The organism is Kushneria aurantia DSM 21353 (assembly GCF_000382245.1).
Classification (GTDB): Bacteria; Pseudomonadota; Gammaproteobacteria; order Pseudomonadales; family Halomonadaceae; genus Kushneria; species Kushneria aurantia.
The window spans coordinates 1-17,122 of sequence record NZ_KB907870.1; the positions used below are offsets into that span (position 1 = coordinate 1).

The 17,122-nt window shown below is 64.8% G+C and carries 21 protein-coding genes; 11 read left to right on the forward strand and 10 right to left on the reverse strand.

Annotated elements, in window-relative coordinates; all coding sequences use genetic code 11:
• Positions 1–176 precede the first annotated feature (176 nt).
• From cydB to H146_RS0107995, 3 genes are all read right to left on the reverse strand, one after another.
• Complete coding sequence (gene cydB, locus H146_RS0107985) at positions 177–1,184, reverse strand: cytochrome d ubiquinol oxidase subunit II (RefSeq protein WP_019951353.1); 1,008 nt, start codon at positions 1,182–1,184, stop codon at positions 177–179.
• A 15-nt stretch (positions 1,185–1,199) separates the two neighbouring features.
• Positions 1,200–2,600 (reverse strand): cytochrome ubiquinol oxidase subunit I, encoded by a 1,401-nt coding sequence (locus H146_RS0107990; RefSeq protein WP_019951354.1) that lies wholly within the window; start codon positions 2,598–2,600, stop codon positions 1,200–1,202.
• A gap of 321 nt (positions 2,601–2,921) precedes the next feature.
• Positions 2,922–3,686, reverse strand: a complete 765-nt coding sequence (locus tag H146_RS0107995; protein ID WP_019951355.1) for a DUF3750 domain-containing protein — start codon at positions 3,684–3,686, stop codon at positions 2,922–2,924.
• A gap of 189 nt (positions 3,687–3,875) precedes the next feature.
• On the opposite strand from H146_RS0107995, the gene H146_RS0108000 reads away from it, so the two are divergent.
• A complete protein-coding gene (locus tag H146_RS0108000; protein ID WP_019951356.1) occupies positions 3,876–4,811 on the forward strand; it encodes a tetratricopeptide repeat protein in 936 nt (311 codons plus the stop codon).
• Between the two features lie 74 nt (positions 4,812–4,885).
• On the opposite strand, the gene H146_RS0108005 is transcribed toward H146_RS0108000, so the two are convergent.
• Positions 4,886–6,040 carry a MalY/PatB family protein gene (locus tag H146_RS0108005; RefSeq protein WP_019951357.1) on the reverse strand — a complete coding sequence of 385 codons (1,155 nt, stop codon included), beginning with the start codon at positions 6,038–6,040 and terminating at the stop codon, positions 4,886–4,888.
• Between the two features lie 122 nt (positions 6,041–6,162).
• On the opposite strand from H146_RS0108005, the gene H146_RS0108010 reads away from it, so the two are divergent.
• Positions 6,163–6,600, forward strand: coding sequence for a hypothetical protein (locus H146_RS0108010; RefSeq protein ID WP_019951358.1), 438 nt, complete (start codon positions 6,163–6,165; stop codon positions 6,598–6,600).
• 41 nt (positions 6,601–6,641) lie between these two features.
• On the opposite strand, the gene H146_RS0108015 is transcribed toward H146_RS0108010, so the two are convergent.
• A complete protein-coding gene (locus H146_RS0108015; protein WP_019951359.1) occupies positions 6,642–6,974 on the reverse strand; it encodes a hypothetical protein in 333 nt (110 codons plus the stop codon).
• Positions 6,975–7,009: 35 nt separating this feature from the next.
• Here H146_RS0108015 and ybaK point away from each other — a divergent pair, with 35 nt between their 5' ends.
• From ybaK to H146_RS0108035, 4 genes are read left to right on the forward strand one after another with little or no spacing between them, the layout of a single operon-like run.
• The gene (ybaK, locus tag H146_RS0108020) at positions 7,010–7,486 is read left to right on the forward strand and encodes a Cys-tRNA(Pro) deacylase (RefSeq protein ID WP_019951360.1); all 477 of its coding nucleotides are present in this window, start codon (positions 7,010–7,012) and stop codon (positions 7,484–7,486) included.
• A gap of 42 nt (positions 7,487–7,528) precedes the next feature.
• Positions 7,529–8,086, forward strand: coding sequence for a DUF501 domain-containing protein (locus H146_RS0108025; protein ID WP_019951361.1), 558 nt, complete (start codon positions 7,529–7,531; stop codon positions 8,084–8,086).
• A gap of 13 nt (positions 8,087–8,099) precedes the next feature.
• Positions 8,100–8,648, forward strand: a complete 549-nt coding sequence (locus tag H146_RS0108030; protein WP_019951362.1) for an LOG family protein — start codon at positions 8,100–8,102, stop codon at positions 8,646–8,648.
• 49 nt (positions 8,649–8,697) lie between these two features.
• Positions 8,698–9,666: an NAD(P)H-quinone oxidoreductase gene (locus H146_RS0108035; protein ID WP_019951363.1), complete on the forward strand. Its 969-nt coding sequence runs from the start codon at positions 8,698–8,700 to the stop codon at positions 9,664–9,666.
• Positions 9,667–9,742: 76 nt separating this feature from the next.
• On the opposite strand, the gene H146_RS0108040 is transcribed toward H146_RS0108035, so the two are convergent.
• The 3 genes from H146_RS0108040 to H146_RS0108050 form a co-directional block, all read right to left on the reverse strand.
• Positions 9,743–10,066, reverse strand: coding sequence for a helix-turn-helix domain-containing protein (locus H146_RS0108040; protein ID WP_019951364.1), 324 nt, complete (start codon positions 10,064–10,066; stop codon positions 9,743–9,745).
• Positions 10,063–10,431 (reverse strand): type II toxin-antitoxin system RelE/ParE family toxin, encoded by a 369-nt coding sequence (locus H146_RS0108045; RefSeq protein WP_019951365.1) that lies wholly within the window; start codon positions 10,429–10,431, stop codon positions 10,063–10,065. Before H146_RS0108045 ends, H146_RS0108040 begins: the two co-directional genes overlap by 4 nt.
• Positions 10,432–10,620: 189 nt before the next feature.
• Complete coding sequence (locus tag H146_RS0108050; RefSeq protein WP_019951366.1) at positions 10,621–11,151, reverse strand: tetratricopeptide repeat protein; 531 nt, start codon at positions 11,149–11,151, stop codon at positions 10,621–10,623.
• 292 nt (positions 11,152–11,443) lie between these two features.
• On the opposite strand from H146_RS0108050, the gene H146_RS0108055 reads away from it, so the two are divergent.
• The 5 genes from H146_RS0108055 to H146_RS18890 all read left to right on the forward strand — a co-directional run bounded on the left by H146_RS0108055 (position 11,444) and on the right by H146_RS18890 (position 15,564).
• Positions 11,444–12,481: an NADP(H)-dependent aldo-keto reductase gene (locus tag H146_RS0108055; protein ID WP_019951367.1), complete on the forward strand. Its 1,038-nt coding sequence runs from the start codon at positions 11,444–11,446 to the stop codon at positions 12,479–12,481.
• A gap of 125 nt (positions 12,482–12,606) precedes the next feature.
• Positions 12,607–13,383 (forward strand): peroxide stress protein YaaA, encoded by a 777-nt coding sequence (gene yaaA / locus H146_RS0108060; protein ID WP_019951368.1) that lies wholly within the window; start codon positions 12,607–12,609, stop codon positions 13,381–13,383.
• Between the two features lie 77 nt (positions 13,384–13,460).
• Positions 13,461–14,294, forward strand: coding sequence for a Tim44 domain-containing protein (locus H146_RS0108065; RefSeq protein ID WP_019951369.1), 834 nt, complete (start codon positions 13,461–13,463; stop codon positions 14,292–14,294).
• A gap of 186 nt (positions 14,295–14,480) precedes the next feature.
• The gene (locus tag H146_RS0108070) at positions 14,481–14,879 is read left to right on the forward strand and encodes a DUF4878 domain-containing protein (protein ID WP_033195582.1); all 399 of its coding nucleotides are present in this window, start codon (positions 14,481–14,483) and stop codon (positions 14,877–14,879) included.
• A gap of 70 nt (positions 14,880–14,949) precedes the next feature.
• The gene (locus H146_RS18890) at positions 14,950–15,564 is read left to right on the forward strand and encodes a YiiX/YebB-like N1pC/P60 family cysteine hydrolase (RefSeq protein ID WP_019951371.1); all 615 of its coding nucleotides are present in this window, start codon (positions 14,950–14,952) and stop codon (positions 15,562–15,564) included.
• Here the strand turns inward: H146_RS18890 and H146_RS0108080 are convergent.
• Positions 15,536–16,444 (reverse strand): 2-dehydro-3-deoxygalactonokinase, encoded by a 909-nt coding sequence (locus H146_RS0108080; RefSeq protein ID WP_019951372.1) that lies wholly within the window; start codon positions 16,442–16,444, stop codon positions 15,536–15,538. The two genes, H146_RS18890 and H146_RS0108080, sit on opposite strands and share 29 nt — an antisense overlap.
• Positions 16,441–17,121 (reverse strand): 2-dehydro-3-deoxy-6-phosphogalactonate aldolase, encoded by a 681-nt coding sequence (locus H146_RS0108085; RefSeq protein WP_019951373.1) that lies wholly within the window; start codon positions 17,119–17,121, stop codon positions 16,441–16,443. The genes H146_RS0108080 and H146_RS0108085 overlap by 4 nt, the downstream gene beginning before the upstream one ends.
• Between the last annotated feature and the right edge of the window lies 1 nt (position 17,122).

The window sequence follows — 17,122 nt, forward strand, 5'->3', positions numbered from 1 at the left end:
GGGTCCGTAGGGGACTCTCACCCCCGAGTCATCCCGAGGCACCACCCTCAGGAACAGCGCCGTCAAGGCGCTGCGCGCCATGCCTGGCGCACCATAAAAACGCCGGGCGCGTGATGCACCCGGCGTTTGCAACCGATCAGCGTTAAGTCCGACAGGCTATCAGGTCATGCTGCTTGTCAGTGGTATCCCTCACCGACGCGCACCTTGCCGCGGAATATCCAGTAGCTCCAGGCGGTGTAGCCCAGCACCACCGGCAGGATGATCAGCACGCCCACCAGTACGACGAACTGCGACCCCGGCGCCGAGGCCGCGTCCCGGAAGGAGTAGGCCGGCGGCACCACCAGCGGCCAGCGGCTGACCACCATGCCCAGGTAGGTGAAGACAAAAAGCCCCACGGTAAGCAGGAAGGGCAGCAGATCGCGCCGGCGACGGTTGAAGTGATACACGCCGAGCGCGCAGAGCAGCGCCGCCAGCGGCAGCAGCCAGATCACCCTGATCTGCGAGAACCAGCGGTCGGCGATGACGTCGTTCATCAGCGGCGTCCAGATGCCGATCAGCACGAAAACCGCCAGCACGCCGAGCAACAGTTTGTTGACCAGCGAACGTGCCCAGACCTGGATAGCGCCTTCAGACTTCAGCACCAGCCAGGTGGCCCCCAGCAGCGCATAGCCCGCCGCCAAACCGACACCGGTCAGCACCGCGAAGGGCGTCAGCCAGTCGAAGGCACCGCCGGTGTAAACATCGTTGGCGGTCTGATAGCCCTGAATGTAGGAGCCCACCACGCAGCCCTGGGCGAAGGACGCAACCAGCGAACCGCCGAAGAAGGACCAGCCCCACAGCTTTCTGGCGCGCTGCGTTGCCGACTTGAAGCGGAACTCGAAGGCGACGCCGCGAAAGATCAGCCCGGCGAGCATCAGAAAGACGCCGATATAGAGCGCCGGCAGCAGGATGGTATAGACCAGCGGGAAGGCGGCAATCAGCGCCACGCCGCCGAGGATCAGCCAGGTTTCGTTACCGTCCCAGATCGGCGCGATGGAGTTCATCATCACGTCGCGGGCGTCCTCGTCGGGTGCGAAGGGAAAGAGGATCCCCAGGCCCAGATCGAAGCCGTCCAGCAGCACGTACATGATCACGCCGAGCGCCACGATAAGGGCCCAGATCAGGGATAGATCGATGTTTTCCATGGTAATGACTCCCGATCAGTTATGGCCGTGGTCGAAGGATACGTCGGTGGCGGAGAGCGGCCGCGCCGGGCGCCCCATGTGCTCATCCGACTTGCCGGCAGCGGGATCTTCCAGCCCCTGGCGAATGACGAGGAACAGATAGTAGACGCCGGCGCAGAAGACCACCGCATAGACCAGCACATAGCCGATCAGCGTCAGCAGTACCATCCAGCCCGACAGCGACGGCGTAATCGCCGCGGCGTAGTCCATCACGCGGTAGATCAGCCACGGCGAGCGCCCGGTTTCGGTGACGAACCAGCCCGACAGCACGGCGAGGAAGGGGGCCAGCGCCATCCCCTGCAGCCCGCGCAGGAACCAGCGCGAGGTATAGATACGGCCACCGCGACGCAGCACCAGTCCGGCGACGGCGAAGAAGATCATCAAAAGCCCCATCGCCACCATCACGCGAAAGCTGAAGAAGACGATCCATACCGGCGGCTGTTGATCGCGCGGCACCTCCTTGAGCCCCGGCACCACACCGTCGGCCTCATGGGTCAGAAACAGGCTGGCGCCATCGGGAATACCGATCTCGAAGCGGTTGGCCTGCAGGTCGCGATCCGGCAGGGCGAACAGCAGCATCGGCGCGCCGGCCTGCGTCTCCCAGTTGCCCTCCATGGCCGCCACCTTCATGGGCTGGTGCTCGAAGGTATTGAGGCCGTGCATATCGCCCACTACCGCCTGTAGCGGGGCGATGAAGAGCAACAGCCACAGGCTCATCGACAGCGCCCGCTTGTGCACCTCGACATCGCGGTTGCGCAGCACAAACCAGGCGCTGACGCCGCACACCACGAAACCACCGGTCAGAAAGGCTGCCAGCGCGAAGTGGCTGAAACGATAGGGGAAGGAGGGGTTGAAGATCGCCTCGCTCCAGGAGGTGACCTGCGCCATACCGTTGACCACCTCGACGCCGGCCGGCGTCTGCATGAAGCTGTTGGTGACGAGAATCCAGAAAGAGGAGATGAAGGTGCCGGCGGCGACCATCAGGGCAGCGAAGAAGTGCACCGGTGGCGACACCTTTTGGCGTCCGAACAGCAGCACACCAAGAAAGCCCGCTTCCAGGAAGAAGGCGGTAAGCGCTTCGTAGCTCAGCATCGGGCCGATAAAGTTGGCGCCGAAGTGCATGAAGTTGCTCCAGTTGGTACCGAACTGGAAGGCCATCACGATGCCGGACACCACCCCGATGCCAAACACCACGGCGAATATTTTGGTCCAGAAATAACCGAGCAGATCCCATGTCCTGTTGCCGGTCGTCACGTATAGCCCCTGCAGCACCGCCACGTAGGAGGCCAGGCCAATGGTGAAGACCGGAAAGATGGCATGGAAAGAGACAACGAACGCGAATTGCAGCCGCGACAGCACAACCGGGTCCAGTTCCATGAATGACTCCTTACAGGCTTGCGAGCCGCCGGTTGTTAACCCTGCTGCGCCGGACGGCTCGCCGTTCTTTTGTTGGCCCGGGGCGCAAACGTCACACCAGCGCGTCGCACCACGGGCTATTTAGTCAGAGGCAATCGGCTCGATTCACCCTGACCATCACAAAATGATAACGGCGAGCAGGAAAGAAGCTATAGCGGCGCAATGTCGCACATCGTCCATCAAGGCCAGGACAAGCGCCTATAGCGCCTGAAAACAGCCACCTGGGCGTAGTGTGGCGGGGTGTCGCAGCGACCATGGTCCAATGTCGCGCTATAACGACGCCTAATGGATAGAGGGCGGCACGGTGAGACGGCCGATGCCCGGCAACTTGATGGCGAGATCCAACGGGTCGACGCCGAACACCAGCCCCAGCAGATTGAACTCCAGCCCCTCGTCGCGCGCGGCGAGCACCCCCAGCACGCCGTAGAGCGACAGCTGATAGCCGCTGGCGCTGGGCGCCGGAGCGAAGAAACGCCCCAGCGGATGGCTGTCGTCGATCAGGTAATCCTTTCCCACCGCCAGCGCCGGCAGCGCCACGTCAAGTTGCGGCACCCGGCGCACGACCCAGGCGGTAAAGGTATTGCTGTTGGGGCCCGGCCAGGCGCGATAGGTCTGCGGATAGGGGTAGTCACGCGCCGCCCGCTTGATGGCGGGAATGGCCTGTGCCGCACGCTCTCCCTCGAGCTGGGCAATAACCTGCGGCGTCTGGCCGAACCAGGCGCGATCGGGCACACCGCTGCGACGGCGAACCGTGGGCATGCGCCAGCCCTGAACCTCGAAAGCGGTCCAGTCTGCAGCCTGCCGGGGCTTGAAGGCGATCCAGCTATGCACCGCGAAGGCACCGCGCCATGAAAAGGCGCGAGCGGCGTAGAGCTGTACGATCGCCCCGGGATGCTCAGCGGGCGACGGCGCCAACCCCGCTGGCTCGCAGCTGGCGGTCGACCAGTCGCCGCTGCCGGCACCGCCTGTGAACCATACCGCGGCCGGCCCAGCCAGCAGCAGTACGACCAGCGCCATAAGCGCCGCCATCGTTTTCAAAACCCACATGCCGCGCTCTCCCGCTATTGGCAGACTGCGTCGGTGTCGGCACCGACGCCTCATTGGCATCACTATAGGTCCCGACGCTGAGCCGCTTTTTAACCGGCCGGAGCAGAGACTTGAATTTGCAGGATTTCAGCGCCATAACCGGAGTTATAGCTCCGTTTACCCACCAGAATCGCCAAAGGCCCTGTCATCATGCAGATCGTCGATCCCAAAACCGGTGAACCCATGCCGTCGCCGCAGTCGGGCGGCCAGCCCGGCACTTCCGGCGGCAGCGCCGACACATCGCAGTTTATCGTCGACGTGGACATCTCGAACTTCCAGCAGGTAGTACTGGAGGGCTCAATGCAGACCCCGGTGCTGCTGCAGAGCTTCTCGCCGGCCAGCGAGGCCTGCAAAACGCTGATGCCGGTGCTGGAGAAGATCGCCGGCGAATACCAGGGTGCCTTCGTGCTGGCACGGCTCAACATCGACGAGCAGCAGCAGATTGCCGCCCAGTTGGGAATTCACTCGACGCCCGACGTCAAGCTGATCGCCCAGGGGCAGCTCTACGACCAGTTCCAGAGCGCGCTACCCGAGCGTCAGATCCGTGAGTGGCTCGGTAAGTACATCGAGGCCCCCGCCGGCGGCCAGAGCGTCGACGAGCAGGCCCGAGCGGCGCTGGAAGCCGGCGACACGGCCACCGCCCGCGAACTGTTCAGCCAGCTGATCGAGGACAACCCCAACGATCACGAGTACCGCATCGATTACGCTGCGGTACTCACCCGTGAGGGTGAATATGACCAGGCGCTGTCGATTCTCGACGCCCTGCCCCCGGAATACCGCGACGGCGTCAAGGGCCGCGGGGTGCGCGCCCGAATCGATTTCGCCCGCGAGGCGCTCTCCGATGAAGAGATCGATGCGCTGAGCAGCCGCGACGACAGCGAAGCGCAGTTCCAGCGCGCCCTGCGTGCCGTCGCCGATGGCCACTATGAGCAGGGCCTTGAAGGACTGCTGGCGCTAATGAAGCGCGACCGCGACTACGGCGACGACGCCGCGCGCAAGACCCTGATTCGGGTATTCGACGCTCTCGGCAGCGACCACCCGCTGACGGTCACCTATCGCCGGCGAATGTTTACCCTGCTCTACTGATCCCCGCAGACAGCACCGATAACGGCCGGCGGCGCGTGCCCCGCCGGCCGTTTTGCGCTGCTGGCGACTGTCGGTTACTGCGGCAGCAATAGCGTATCGAGGCGGTCCAGCGCCTCGACGAGACGTTCGCGCTCGGTGCCGAAGTTAAGCCGTGCAAAGCCCGGCCAGCCGAAGTCGGCGCCGTCGTTGAGCGCCACTCGCGCCTCATCCAACAGTTTCTGCCGGGGTGACTCGCCAAGACCCGCCTCGCGCAGGTCGAGCCATGCCAGAAAGGTCGCCTCGGGCGCGGTCAGCCTGACGCCGGGCCAGCGCGCGGCGCGCTCGACGATCAGCGCGCGGTTGTCGCGCAGCTGTGCCAGCAGCGCCTGCCGCCAACCTTCGCCACCGCTATAGGCGGCCCGCGCAGCGGTCTGCCCCATGATGTTGTGCGACGGCATCAGCCCCAGGCAGCCGCGGCGAAAGCGCTGGCGCAGCGCGGGGTCGGCGATCACCGCGCAGGCGCTGGTCAGCCCCGCCACGTTGAAGGTCTTGGACGCCGCCCACAGCGTGATGGTGCGCGACGCCAGCCGCGGCTCGGCCTTGACCAGCGGGGTGTGCGCCTCGCCATCGAGGATCAGGTCGCAGTGCAATTCGTCGGAGCACACCAGTAGCTCATGGCGTTCGATGAAATCGGCCAGTCGACGCAGCTCTTTGGCATCGAATACCCGTCCGGTGGGATTGTGCGGGTGGCACCACAACAGCAGCCGGGTATCGGGCGTTACCGCGGCCTCCAGGGCCTCGAAATCGAGCCGCCAGTGCGGATCATCGGCGGTGGGTTCGCGCATTGGCGCACTCTGCGCAGTGCGCCCGGTGTTTTCCGCCACGTGCAGAAAGGGCGGATAGATGGGCGTTACCGTCAGTACGCCGTCACCGGGGTCGGTCAATGCCAGACTCGCCACGTGCAGCGCCGGCACCACGCCGGGCAGCCACTGCTGCCAGTCGGCCTCGATGGGCCAGTCGTAGTGGCTTTCACTCCAGTCGCACAGCGCCTGTGTCAGCGCGGCGTCAGGGTGGGCGTAGCCGAACACCGGATGGGCGAGCCTTGCGGCCAGCGCCTGCTGAATTACCGGCGCTACCGCGAAATCCATATCGGCGACCCACAGCGGCAGCACATCCTCGTCGAATTGCTGCCAGCGGGTGGAAGGATGCACGCGCCGGTCCAGCGGCGTAGTGAAATCGAACTCCGACATGACATCTCCTGTTGAGTGGCGCGCGTTATGCCCGCAACGACGATGATATACTCGCCCGTCCGGCGCTACTGCCGCAAACATCAACCGCTGCCAACACCGACTCCTGCAAAACAGAGAGGCTCATGAGCGACGCAGAGTTCTACGCCAGCGCCATGGCGGGGCTGCCCTCGCTGATTGCGCGCTGGCTCGAGATCGGTGACGCCTCGCCGGACCGGCTGGGCATCATTCTGGCCGACACCGCGCGCATCGCCAAACTGGGGGAGCCCGCCACCGACCCTGACGGCGCCACCCTCGCGCGCTGGGCGACAGCCGCAGTAGAAGCCGACCGACCGCCGCTGTGGGCGGTAAAAGCGACGCTCTTCCTGCTCTCCCAGATGCCCGCCAGACCCTGCCCACAGGACGATGCCCAGCGCGACGGCTGGGCCTGGGCGTGGCTGCGGCTGCGCCGCTGGGAGAGCTACGAACAGGCCCGCGACGCTCTGCCGAGCTGGCTTCTCGAAGCGCTCGGCGAGCACCTGCAGCGCGCCTGGCGGGACCGCCAGCGCCAGCGGCTTTTGTAGTGACCCGGCGCCTGTCGTGATTCAGTGTCTGTCGTGATGATTCAGCGCCGCCGCGGCGATTTGGGCTTGAACCCCGGCGGACGCGCCGACAGCCACTCGGCGAAGTCAGCGATCTCCGGATGGGCGAGCAGCGCCTCGCGGGAGCGGTAGTGCTCGGCCATTTCACGCTCGCTCAGGACAAGGTGGATATGGTTGTGGCAGGGCCGGCAGATCATCAGAATAGCGCCTTTCATCTCGTCACGACTGAAGCGGCGGCGAAAGCGCTTGCGACCGTGCAGCGCGCGGGGAATCAGGTGGTGGCGGGTCAACGCCGCGCCGCAGCGCCCGCACAGGGCGCAGCAGGCTGACAGCGAGTGGTGGTGGTCGTCGTCCATGGCGATATCGCAACCGGAATACGGAGCACTAGTGTATGACACCTGCGGTGAAGTCTCTCAAACGGGCCGGCGTCGATTTCGAACTGCGCCATTACGACCTTGACGACCACCACGCCAGCCTCGGCGAGTACGTCGCCGCGCGCCTAGGGCTGGCACCGCAGCAGGTGTTCAAGACGCTGGTGGTCAGCGTCGAAGGCCGCCGCCAGCCGGTGGTGGCGATCGTACCGGTGACCGAGACGCTCGATCTGAAAGCGCTGGCCGGGCATTTTGGCGCCCGCCGCGCTACCATGGCAGAGCGCCATGCTGCCGAACGCGCCACCGGCTATCGTCCCGGCGGCATCAGCCCGCTGGGGCAGCGGCTGGCACTGGCCCAGTTGCTCGACGACAGCGCCGCCGCTTTCGAACGAATCCACGTCAGTGGCGGCCGCGCCGGCATCGAGCTGACGCTGGCGACCGAAGACCTGGTGCGCCTCACCGGCGCTCGAATGGTCGCCCTCGCCGCCCGGGATTGATGCCCGGCTTCTCCCAACGCCAGACCCGACAGCGCCAGACTCATGATCATCAGGACCGACCACCCTCCCGACAGCACCCAGCGCGCCATCATCGCCCGTCAGCTGGGCCGCGAGCCGCGCGGACTGCAGGCGGTCACCGCCGAGGATCGGCACGGCACGCCGCTGGCACTGCGGGTCGCCCCACTGGTCGACGGCAAGCCTTTCCCGACGCTCTACTGGCTCAGCAGCCGCGAGCTGACCGTCGCGCTGTCACGGCTGGAGGCGGACGGCGTGATCAAGCGGCTGGAGGCGCAACTCGCCGACGATGACGCCCTGCGCGAAGCCTATCGCGACAGCCATCGCGCCTATGTACAACAACGCTGGGCGTATATCGACGATGCCCAGCGCGCCGAGATCGAGCGGCTGGGCTTTACCGCCGCCCTCACCGAACGCGGCGTGGGCGGCATCAGCGACTGGACACGAGTGCGCTGCCTGCACACCCAGTACGCCCACCACATCAGCGACTTCAACGCCATCGGCGACTGGATCGATCGGCACTATCCGCAGGTCATCGCAAGCGTCGAGCACGGCGACCGGCAACACCCCTCGGGTTCGACATGAGCAGGATTTCGACATGACCACAGCTACCGCTCCCAGCATCTGCGTCTACATGGGCTCACGCAGCGGCCATCAGCCGCACTGGCAGGCCGCCGCCGAAGCCATGGGCGCCGCCATCGCCGAGCGCGGCTGGCGACTGATCTACGGCGGCGGCCGTACCGGACTGATGGGCGCCTGCGCCAGCGCCGCCCTGAACGCCGGCGGTGAGGTGGTGGGTGTCATTCCCGATCATCTGGTCGCCCGCGAGGTCGCCCACGAAGGTCTCACCAAGCTGCTGCGAGTGCCCGACATGCATACTCGCAAGGCGCAGATGGCGGCGCGCAGTGACGCCTTCATTGTGCTGCCCGGCGGCATCGGTACCTTCGAGGAGTTCTTCGAAACCTGGACCTGGCGCTATCTCGGGCTGCACCAGAAGCCGGTAGGCGTACTCAACCACGAGCGCTTTTTCGATCCGCTGCTACAGTTTCTGGACAACACCGTCAGCGCCGGTTTTCTCGACGACACTACCCGTGCCTCGCTGATCAGCGCCGACAGCTGCGATGCGCTGCTGGATCGCCTCTTCTGACCGGCTGCTGCTGACACCCCTGATCATTTAAAGTCTCTGGAGCCCGCCCATGTACGCCATCGCCGTCAACGACGGTCACCTGCAGTGGTGCGAACACGATGCCCTGCCCTCACCCGGCGGCAGCGAGATACTGATCGACGTCGCCTGGGCGGGCATGAACCGCGCCGATGTCATGCAGCGCGATGGCGGCTACCCGCCGCCGAAGGGCGCTTCCGCCATCCTCGGCCTCGAGGTGAGCGGTGTGGTCGCCGCCGTAGGCCCGGCAGCGGAACGCTTTCGTGTCGGTGACCCGGTCTGTGCGCTGCTGGCCGGCGGCGGCTACGCCGAGCAGGTGCTGGTCAACGAAGCCCAGGCGCTGCGCATTCCCGAAGGCATGACGCTGCGCAACGCCGCCGCCCTGCCCGAGGTGTTCGCCACCGCCTGGCTCAACCTCTATATGGAAGCCGACCTGCGTGAGGGTGAACGGGTACTGCTGCACGCCGGCGCCAGCGGCGTGGGTACCGCTGCCATACAGCTGTGCAGCGCGCTGGGCAATCCCTGCTTTGTTACCGTGGGCAGCCAGGCGAAGATCGACGCCTGCCGCAAGCTGGGCGCCGAAGGCGGCTGGAATCGTCACGAGGGCAGCTTCGTCGAAGCGGTGAAGGCGTGGGGCGAGGTCGATGTGATCCTCGATCCGGTTGGCGGCGACTATCCGGGCTGGAACCAGAAGGTGCTCAAACAGGACGGCCGCATCGTGCTGATCGCCTTCATGGGCGGTCGCGAGGCGCAGCTCGATCTGGGCACCATGTTGATGAAACGCCAGCGCCTGATCGGCTCTACCCTGCGCTCGCGCTCACCTTCCAGCAAGGGCAGCGTGATGGATGCGCTGCACGCCCATGTGTGGCCGCTGCTGGAGAGCGATCGAATCAGGCCACTGGTGAATCGCACCTTTCCGATTCAGCAGGCTGACGATGCCATGCGCTATCTGGAAGAGAACAGCAGTACCGGCAAGGTCTTGCTGAGCGTCTCCGGCGCATAAAGCGCTTTTCCGGATTTGCCTTCGACTTTCGCTTGATGCAGGCCTATCCGAACCAGGAAAGGACAGAAGCTGCCGGTTAATCAGTAACTTCGACTTCCACGCGCCCCGGCTTCGAACGTGGGCGAGCAGGGCCCACCACGATACGAACCTCACGACCCAGAAGCGCCAGGCACTCAAGCATTTTGGCTTCACTGATACCGCGAAACTGGCCGCGGAGGAGGCCGGAAAGCCTGGGCTGGGGAATGCCGGTAATCTCGGATGCTCTGGCCTGAGCAAGGCGGCGGCGTTTGATAATGGCGCCGATCTCGGTAGCCAGCCTGGCCTTTATCAGCATTTCTTCGGCGTCAGCATGGCCAAGGTCGGCGTAGATATTGGCGCTACTCTGTTCGATGTCGATCATGACGGATTCCCCTTGCGGTGTTGCTCCACGGCCTTGAGACGTTCGCGTATCTTGTCGATATCCGGTTTGGGCGTGGCGATACCGCTGCTGGATTTTTTCTGAAAACAGTGCAGAACATAAATGGCTCCTTCGAACCTGACCGTATAAACGGCACGGTAGGTATCACCGTGGTGATCCTCCAGGACCTCCAGCACACCGGCAGAACCGAAGCCCTTGAGCGGTTTGACACTGCCATGCCTGCTGCCGGTCTGCGCCAGGTGAAGCGCATAACCAAAGGTATCCTGAACATCGGAAGGCATGGTGAGCAGGTCTTTCTTGCTGGTGGCAACCCAGTAGAGAGGCTTGATGGTGTGAAGTGAATCCATGACATCAGATTATACCGATGTAGGTATAGAGCGAAAGTATCAACAAAACGTCAACACCAACTGCAGGCAAAGGCGTCCATTGAGTGCACAGAATAAGGATATGTGGCTGCGCGCCATACCCGGCGCACCATCAAAAAAGGCCCGGAGCGAAGAATCCGGGCCTTTTTCGGTCTGGCAGCTCGAGCGCCATCAGTGCGTCAGCGTCGACTGACCGTCATCGGGCAGCAGCACAGCGGGCGTCCCCATCAGATGATTTTCGCCGTTCGCCGGCCGGTGCCAGCGTCGCGAGCGTTCGAGGTCGATCGGCAGGCCCAGCTCACCGCGTTCGAAGGCGTAGGCAAGACGCTGGCCAGCACCATCGTGGCCGCCTTCGGCGGCGCGGGCGTACCAGGTAACGGCGCGATCGTCGCGTCGTGCAAACTGGGTACAGCCGTGCTCATACATGCGTGCCACCTGATACTGGGCATCGCGGTCACCGGCCTCGGCAGCCTGCACCACACAGCGCGCCCCCACGGCGCGGTCACGGGCGGTATGGCCGCACCTGAACAGCATCGCACCATAGACCGACAGCGCCTCGACATGCCCGGCCCTGGCGCAGCGACGAAACAGATGCAGGGTAAGACGACGCTTGCGGCTGGAGTCGCTCAGCCAGGGCACGCGCATCAGGCGCGCCGCCAGACGATACTCGAGCCGGGTAAACAACTGAGTGGACCGCAGCATAACAACCAACCTGTCTATGTACCGGTTTCAACGATAAGCGCCGCTGCACCGAGCGGGCAGCGCCCAAACGCCATGCGTACGACTCTCGCCCCGGCAGCCTCACGACGGCCGCTGCAATTCGCTGGGGCAGGAAGGAAAACAGCACGCGCCGGCCGGGGTGTCAGGCCCCGTCCGGCGCGATCTGGCGGCAATATACGCCTCCTTTTCAGGTGACTCAACCCCCTCGATTGACCCCATCGAGAGAGCCGTTCAGGATAGACTTCCACCCGCATTCTCATGCCCCGGAGCCCCCATGCAACGACGCCCACTCGGTGACAGCGGCATCAGCGTCAGCCGTCTCTGTCTCGGTACCATGACCTTTGGCGAACAGAACAGCGAGGCCGACGCCCACGCCCAGCTCGAGCGCGCCCTCGACGCCGGTATCGACTTCATCGACACCGCCGAGATGTACCCGGTGCCGCCGCGTGCCGAGACCCAGGGACGCACCGAAGCCTATATCGGCAGTTGGCTGAAACGCCGCGGCCGGCGCGACGACATCGTGCTGGCCAGCAAGGTGGCCGGTCCCGGGCGCAATATGGACTACCTGCGTGGCGGCCCACGGCTCGACCGCCAGCATATTCGCACGGCGCTTGAGGAGAGCCTGGCACGGCTCAATACCGACTATCTCGACCTCTATCAGCTGCACTGGCCGGAGCGCGGCGCCAACTACTTCGGCAAACTCGACTATCGCCATCAGGACGAGCCCGACATCACGCCGCTGGAAGAGACGCTGACGGCCCTCAAGGAGCAGGTCGATGCCGGCCGGATACGCGCCATTGGCCTCTCCAACGAGACCGCCTGGGGCACCATGAAATGCCTGCAACTGGCCGAGCGGCTGGGACTGCCGCGGGTGGTCTCGGTGCAGAACCCGTACAGCCTGCTCAACCGCAGCTACGAGATCGGCCTCGCCGAGGTCAGCCATCGCGAGAACGTCGGCCTGCTGGCCTACTCGCCGCTCGCCTTCGGTGTGCTATCCGGCAAATACCTCGACGGCATGAAGCCCGAGGGCGCACGCCTGACGCTGTTCGACCGCTTCCAGCGCTACACCTCGGCGCGCGCCGAGGAAGCGACCCGCGCCTACGTCGATATCGCCCGGCGCTTCGACCTCGACCCGGCGCAGATGGCGCTCGCCTTCGTCAATTCGCGCCCCTTCCTGACCAGTAATATCATCGGTGCCACCACCCTCGAGCAGCTCGAACGCAACCTCGCCAGCGAGCAGTTGAGCCTCTCCGATGAAGTGATCGAGGCGATCGAGACCGTGCATCAGCGCCTGCCCAACCCCTCTCCCTGAGGGCGCTCCGGCTGTGTCACGCAGCGCCTCGCGCGTGACACAACCCCAGCCTGACTGTGGCTTAACGGTCTGCGACCGGCCCCCGCGGGGCCGATATACTCGTCTGCACTATTCGGAGAATGACCATGCTCAGCGTTCTGTCGCCAGCCAAGACGCTGGATTTTGACACACCGCCGACCACCGAGGTGGCCACCGAGCCCGACTATCTCGAGGCCAGCCGCCAACTGGTGGATATCCTGCGGGACTTTTCACCGCAGCAGCTGTCAAAGCTGATGAAGATCAGTGACAAGCTGGCCGGACTCAACGCCGCCCGCTTCGCCGAGTGGCAGACGCCCTTCGACCGCGGCAACGCCAAACAGGCGGTGCTTGCTTTCCAGGGCGATGTCTACACCGGCCTTGCCGCCGAACAGTGGGACGAAGCCTCGCTTGAATGGTCACAGGAGCATCTGCGCATTCTTTCCGGCCTCTACGGCATGCTCAGACCGCTCGATCTGATCCAGCCCTATCGGCTGGAGATGGGCACGAAACTGGAAAATCCGGCCGGGCGTGACCTCTACGCCTTCTGGCGCGACACCCTGACCCGCGACCTGGACCGCGCGGTGCAGGCCAGCAGCGGCGACAGGGTGCTGATCAATCTCGCCTCCAACGAGTATTTCGGCGCCATCGAGCACAACAAGCTCGCAAGCGAGGTGATCACGCCGGTGTTCAAGGATGCCAAAAACGGTCAGTACAAGGTCATCAGCTTCTACGCCAAGAAGGCGCGCGGCCTGATGAGTGCCTGGATGGTGCATCAGCGTGTCACCCAAAGCGAACAACTCAAGGCGTTCGACGGCGGCGGCTATGCCTACCGCGACGAACTTTCCGACCACCGCCACTGGGTATTTACCCGCGAAGCGTCATAATGCTTCACCCCATGGCCCGCGCCAACGCCCGAAAACAGCGCGGCTCTTGACCAGGATGTAATGGGAGAAACCCACTCATGCGCCACCTATCCCTGCGCCACCTTTTCATCACCCTGCTGATCGGCATGATGACTTTCGGGATGGCAATCGAACACGCTGACGCCCGCCGCTTCGGCGGTGGCAGCAGCCTGGGCAGCTACTCACGTTCCAGCGGCCCCGCGCATCAGGCCACCACTCCACCGCGGCAGGCCCAGCAGGGTACCCGCGCGATGGGCGGCGCCTCACGCTTCATGGGGCCGCTGGCCGGCATCATGGCGGGTGGGCTGTTCGCCGCCCTGCTATTCGGCGGCGCCTTCGACGGTATCCGCTTCATGGATATTCTACTGATCGCCCTGCTCGCCTTCATCGCCTTCAGGTTCCTCGCCGCGCGGCGTCGGGCAACTCACGGCGGCCCGGCAACCCACCAACACCAGCAGCGCCAGACCCACGACTTCGGCGGTGCCAGCGGTGGCACGGCAGGCGGTGCGGTCAACATGGGCACCACCCCGGCCTGGTTCGACCGCGAGCAGTTTCTGTCCGGCGCCAAGGAGCACTTCATCAACCTGCAGCGCGCCTGGGACAACAACGACTTCGAGCGCATTCAGGAGTACGTAACCCCCGAGCTTTACAACCTGCTGCGCAGCGAGCGGGCGAAGCAATCCGCCAACAATCGTACCGAAATAGTGCGGCTTTTCGCCGAGCTGGGCGATGTCCGCGAATACGGCCAGCAGGCCGAGGCCACCGTGCTGTTTCACGGCATCGTCAGCGAAGACGGGGTGGAAAACGAGTTCAATGAAACCTGGCACCTGACCCGCGAAGTGCGCGACCAGGCCCCCTGGTATATTCAGGGCATCGAGCAGAACAGTCTCTGATCGGCACTGTTCGATCATTCCTTGCCCCGCTCCGGCGGGGCTTTTTTATTCTGGCGAGCCCCCTTCGGGCCGCCTTCACCCCAGCGCTGTCGCCTCGCTCGTGACACCGCGGTAATTCCCTCCCCGCACTAAATAACGTATGTTATTTATCACCATCCCGCAGGATCACTCTCGCCCGAGGCCCTCATGAAACGCTCTCTTGCCCACTCGATCGCTCTGTTGATAATGACTTTGATGCTCGCTGCCTGCTCCTCCAGCACCCAACCCGAGGAGACGGTCGAGCGCTTCTTCAATGCCGCAGCCAAAGGCGACAGTGACACCGCTATCGAACAGATTTCGTTTGCCGGCGTGGGAGCCAATGATATGGCCGCCGCGAAGGGCAAGATTCAGATGATTGCAGGTCAGATGCAGAGCCAGATCGAAAGCAACGGCGGAATCGAATCGCTGGAAACCCTGGAATCCACCATCTCCGAGGACGGACAGCACGCGACGGTGCGCACCCGCGTCACCTTCGGCAATGGCCAGAGCACGACGGACCAGACTCGCCTTGTCAAGCAGGATGGCGACTGGAAAATCACCCTCTAACGCCCTCAGGCCTGAAACGATGCTCTGCCGCGCGCCGCCATCGGCATGCACACGAGGCCTTCGCCCCGCCATGCTCTGCTGCTGGCTGTGGCTATTGTGCTGCGCGACCACCACTACGGCTGCCGAGGGCATCTCGCCGCGCTCGGGCGATCTGATCTTTCGCGAAGGAACCGCATTCGTCAGCGAGGCGGTCCGCCGCCTCGATCGCGGCGCCTTCAGCCATGTCGGCCTGCTGGCCGAGCAAAACGGCCGATGGTGGGTCGTGCATGCCACCCCCGATGCCGGCGAAGAGCGCGGCTCGGGCGTGGTTACCGACACACTCGCGTCTTTTACCGCCCCCGAGCGCTCGCGCCGCTATGCCATCTACCATGTCGATGCCGACAACCGCCAGCGGCGCCGGGCCGTTCAGTGGGCGATGGCCCAGCTCGGCACCCCCTTCGCCATTCTCGGCAGTGAAGGCATCTACTGCACGACGCTGGTATGGCAGGCCTGGCAACAGGCCGGTGTCGACCTTGAGGTACATTTCAGCCGCCTGAACATTCCCCTGGCCAGCGGCGATTTCCTCATGCCCAGCGACCTGCTGGCATCGCCGCGACTGACCCGGGTCTCCTCTTCTGCACCAGCGACGCCGCAGCCCGCAGCCGGATCACCGAACCTCAGCGATGCCGTGCCGCCAGCGCCGTGATACCGGCCAGGGTAGCGCGGTCGCTGTCGATCTCGACGATAGTGTCAAACCCCGCTGCCAGCATCGCCTGCCGGTACAGCGCGCGCAGCGGCGCACTGCCGACCAGCAGCAGCCGCTGGGCGTGCGGGTAGAGCAGACGCTGGGCGCGCACCTCACTGCCGATCATCACCCCGGAAATGAAACTGCCGACCCGGGCGTCGGCGAGTCCGGCATGCAGATAGCGACTGCGCGCCTCGAACAGCGCGTGCAGCAGTCCCGCCGGGTGAGCGGCGGCGTCCAGCCCCTGCGCGAAAGCCCCTTCATGGTAGTCGTCCGCCTCCCTTGCCGGCTCCCCGGGCAGGGTGTGGAAACGCACCGCATGGTAGAGTTCGCCGGTCATGGCCGTCACGAAATCGACCAGCTGCCCCGCCTTTAGCTGCGCCCATTTGCTGTGCGTCCCGGGCAGGCAGCACAGCGTATCCTCACTGTCGTCGAGAGCAAGTGCACCAAACGCCTGAACCTCTTCGCCGCGCATGACATCGACGTGATCGTCGCGCACCACCTTCACGCCTGGTACGATCCAGGCGTTCTCCATACCGGGAGCCGCCACCAGATGCTCGGCAAGCGCCCCGGCATCCACCGGCAGCTCGAGCTGCGGTGCCTCATGCCAGCCGCGCGCCGCTCCCACCATACCGGCAAGGTAGACGGGCGGTGGCTGCGCCCGCTGACGCCAGGGCGCCAACTGCGCGGCACAGTAGTGCGGGAACTCGGCACTGCTCAGCGCCCTCAGACCGGCGTCGGAACGCCGGCTGTCGAGCACCTCGCCGCTGTCGCGACTCACCAGGAAGGCGCGAAAACGACTCGTCCCCCAATCGACGGCGATCAGTTCATCGCTGCTCATGTCGCTGTGACACCGGCGCCCGGAGCATGCGGCCCACCGCCCGAACGCTGCCACTCGGCAATCAGGTCACGTCCGCGGTGGGCGATGTCCGCCGGCGCCCGCCGCGGTTTGTAAAGGCTGCCACCGAAGCCGAAGCCATCAATGCCGGCCGCCCTCCATTCCTCCATATTGGAGAGCTCGATTCCACCCACCGCCAGCACCGGCATCGAGGCCGGCAATATGGCTCTGGTGTCACGGAAATAGTCGATCCCCAGCCGGGCCGCCGGATAGAGCTTGAGCGCGTGCGCCCCGGCGCGCACTGCCGTCAGCGCTTCGGTCGGTGTCATGCAGCCGATGAAGGGTGCCAGCGATTGCGCGACCGCCTCGCCGATAACAGCGGGGTCGGTATTGGGCGTTACCACCAACGAAGCGTTCAGCGCCGCCAGCCGCCGACATGCCGCGGGGTCAAGCACCGTGCCGGCCCCGATGACAACATTATCGGGACAGCGCGCGGTGATACGCTCGAGGCTGCGCCAGGGGTCGGGAGAGTTGAGCGGAATCTCGATCATCCTGAAGCCCACCTCGACCAGCGCATCGAAAACGGCGTCGACCTCGTTCGGTTCGACGCCGCGCAGGATCGCCACCAGCGGCCGCTGCGTCATCGCTGCGTCCAGGGCACTACGTTGGGTATCGTTCATG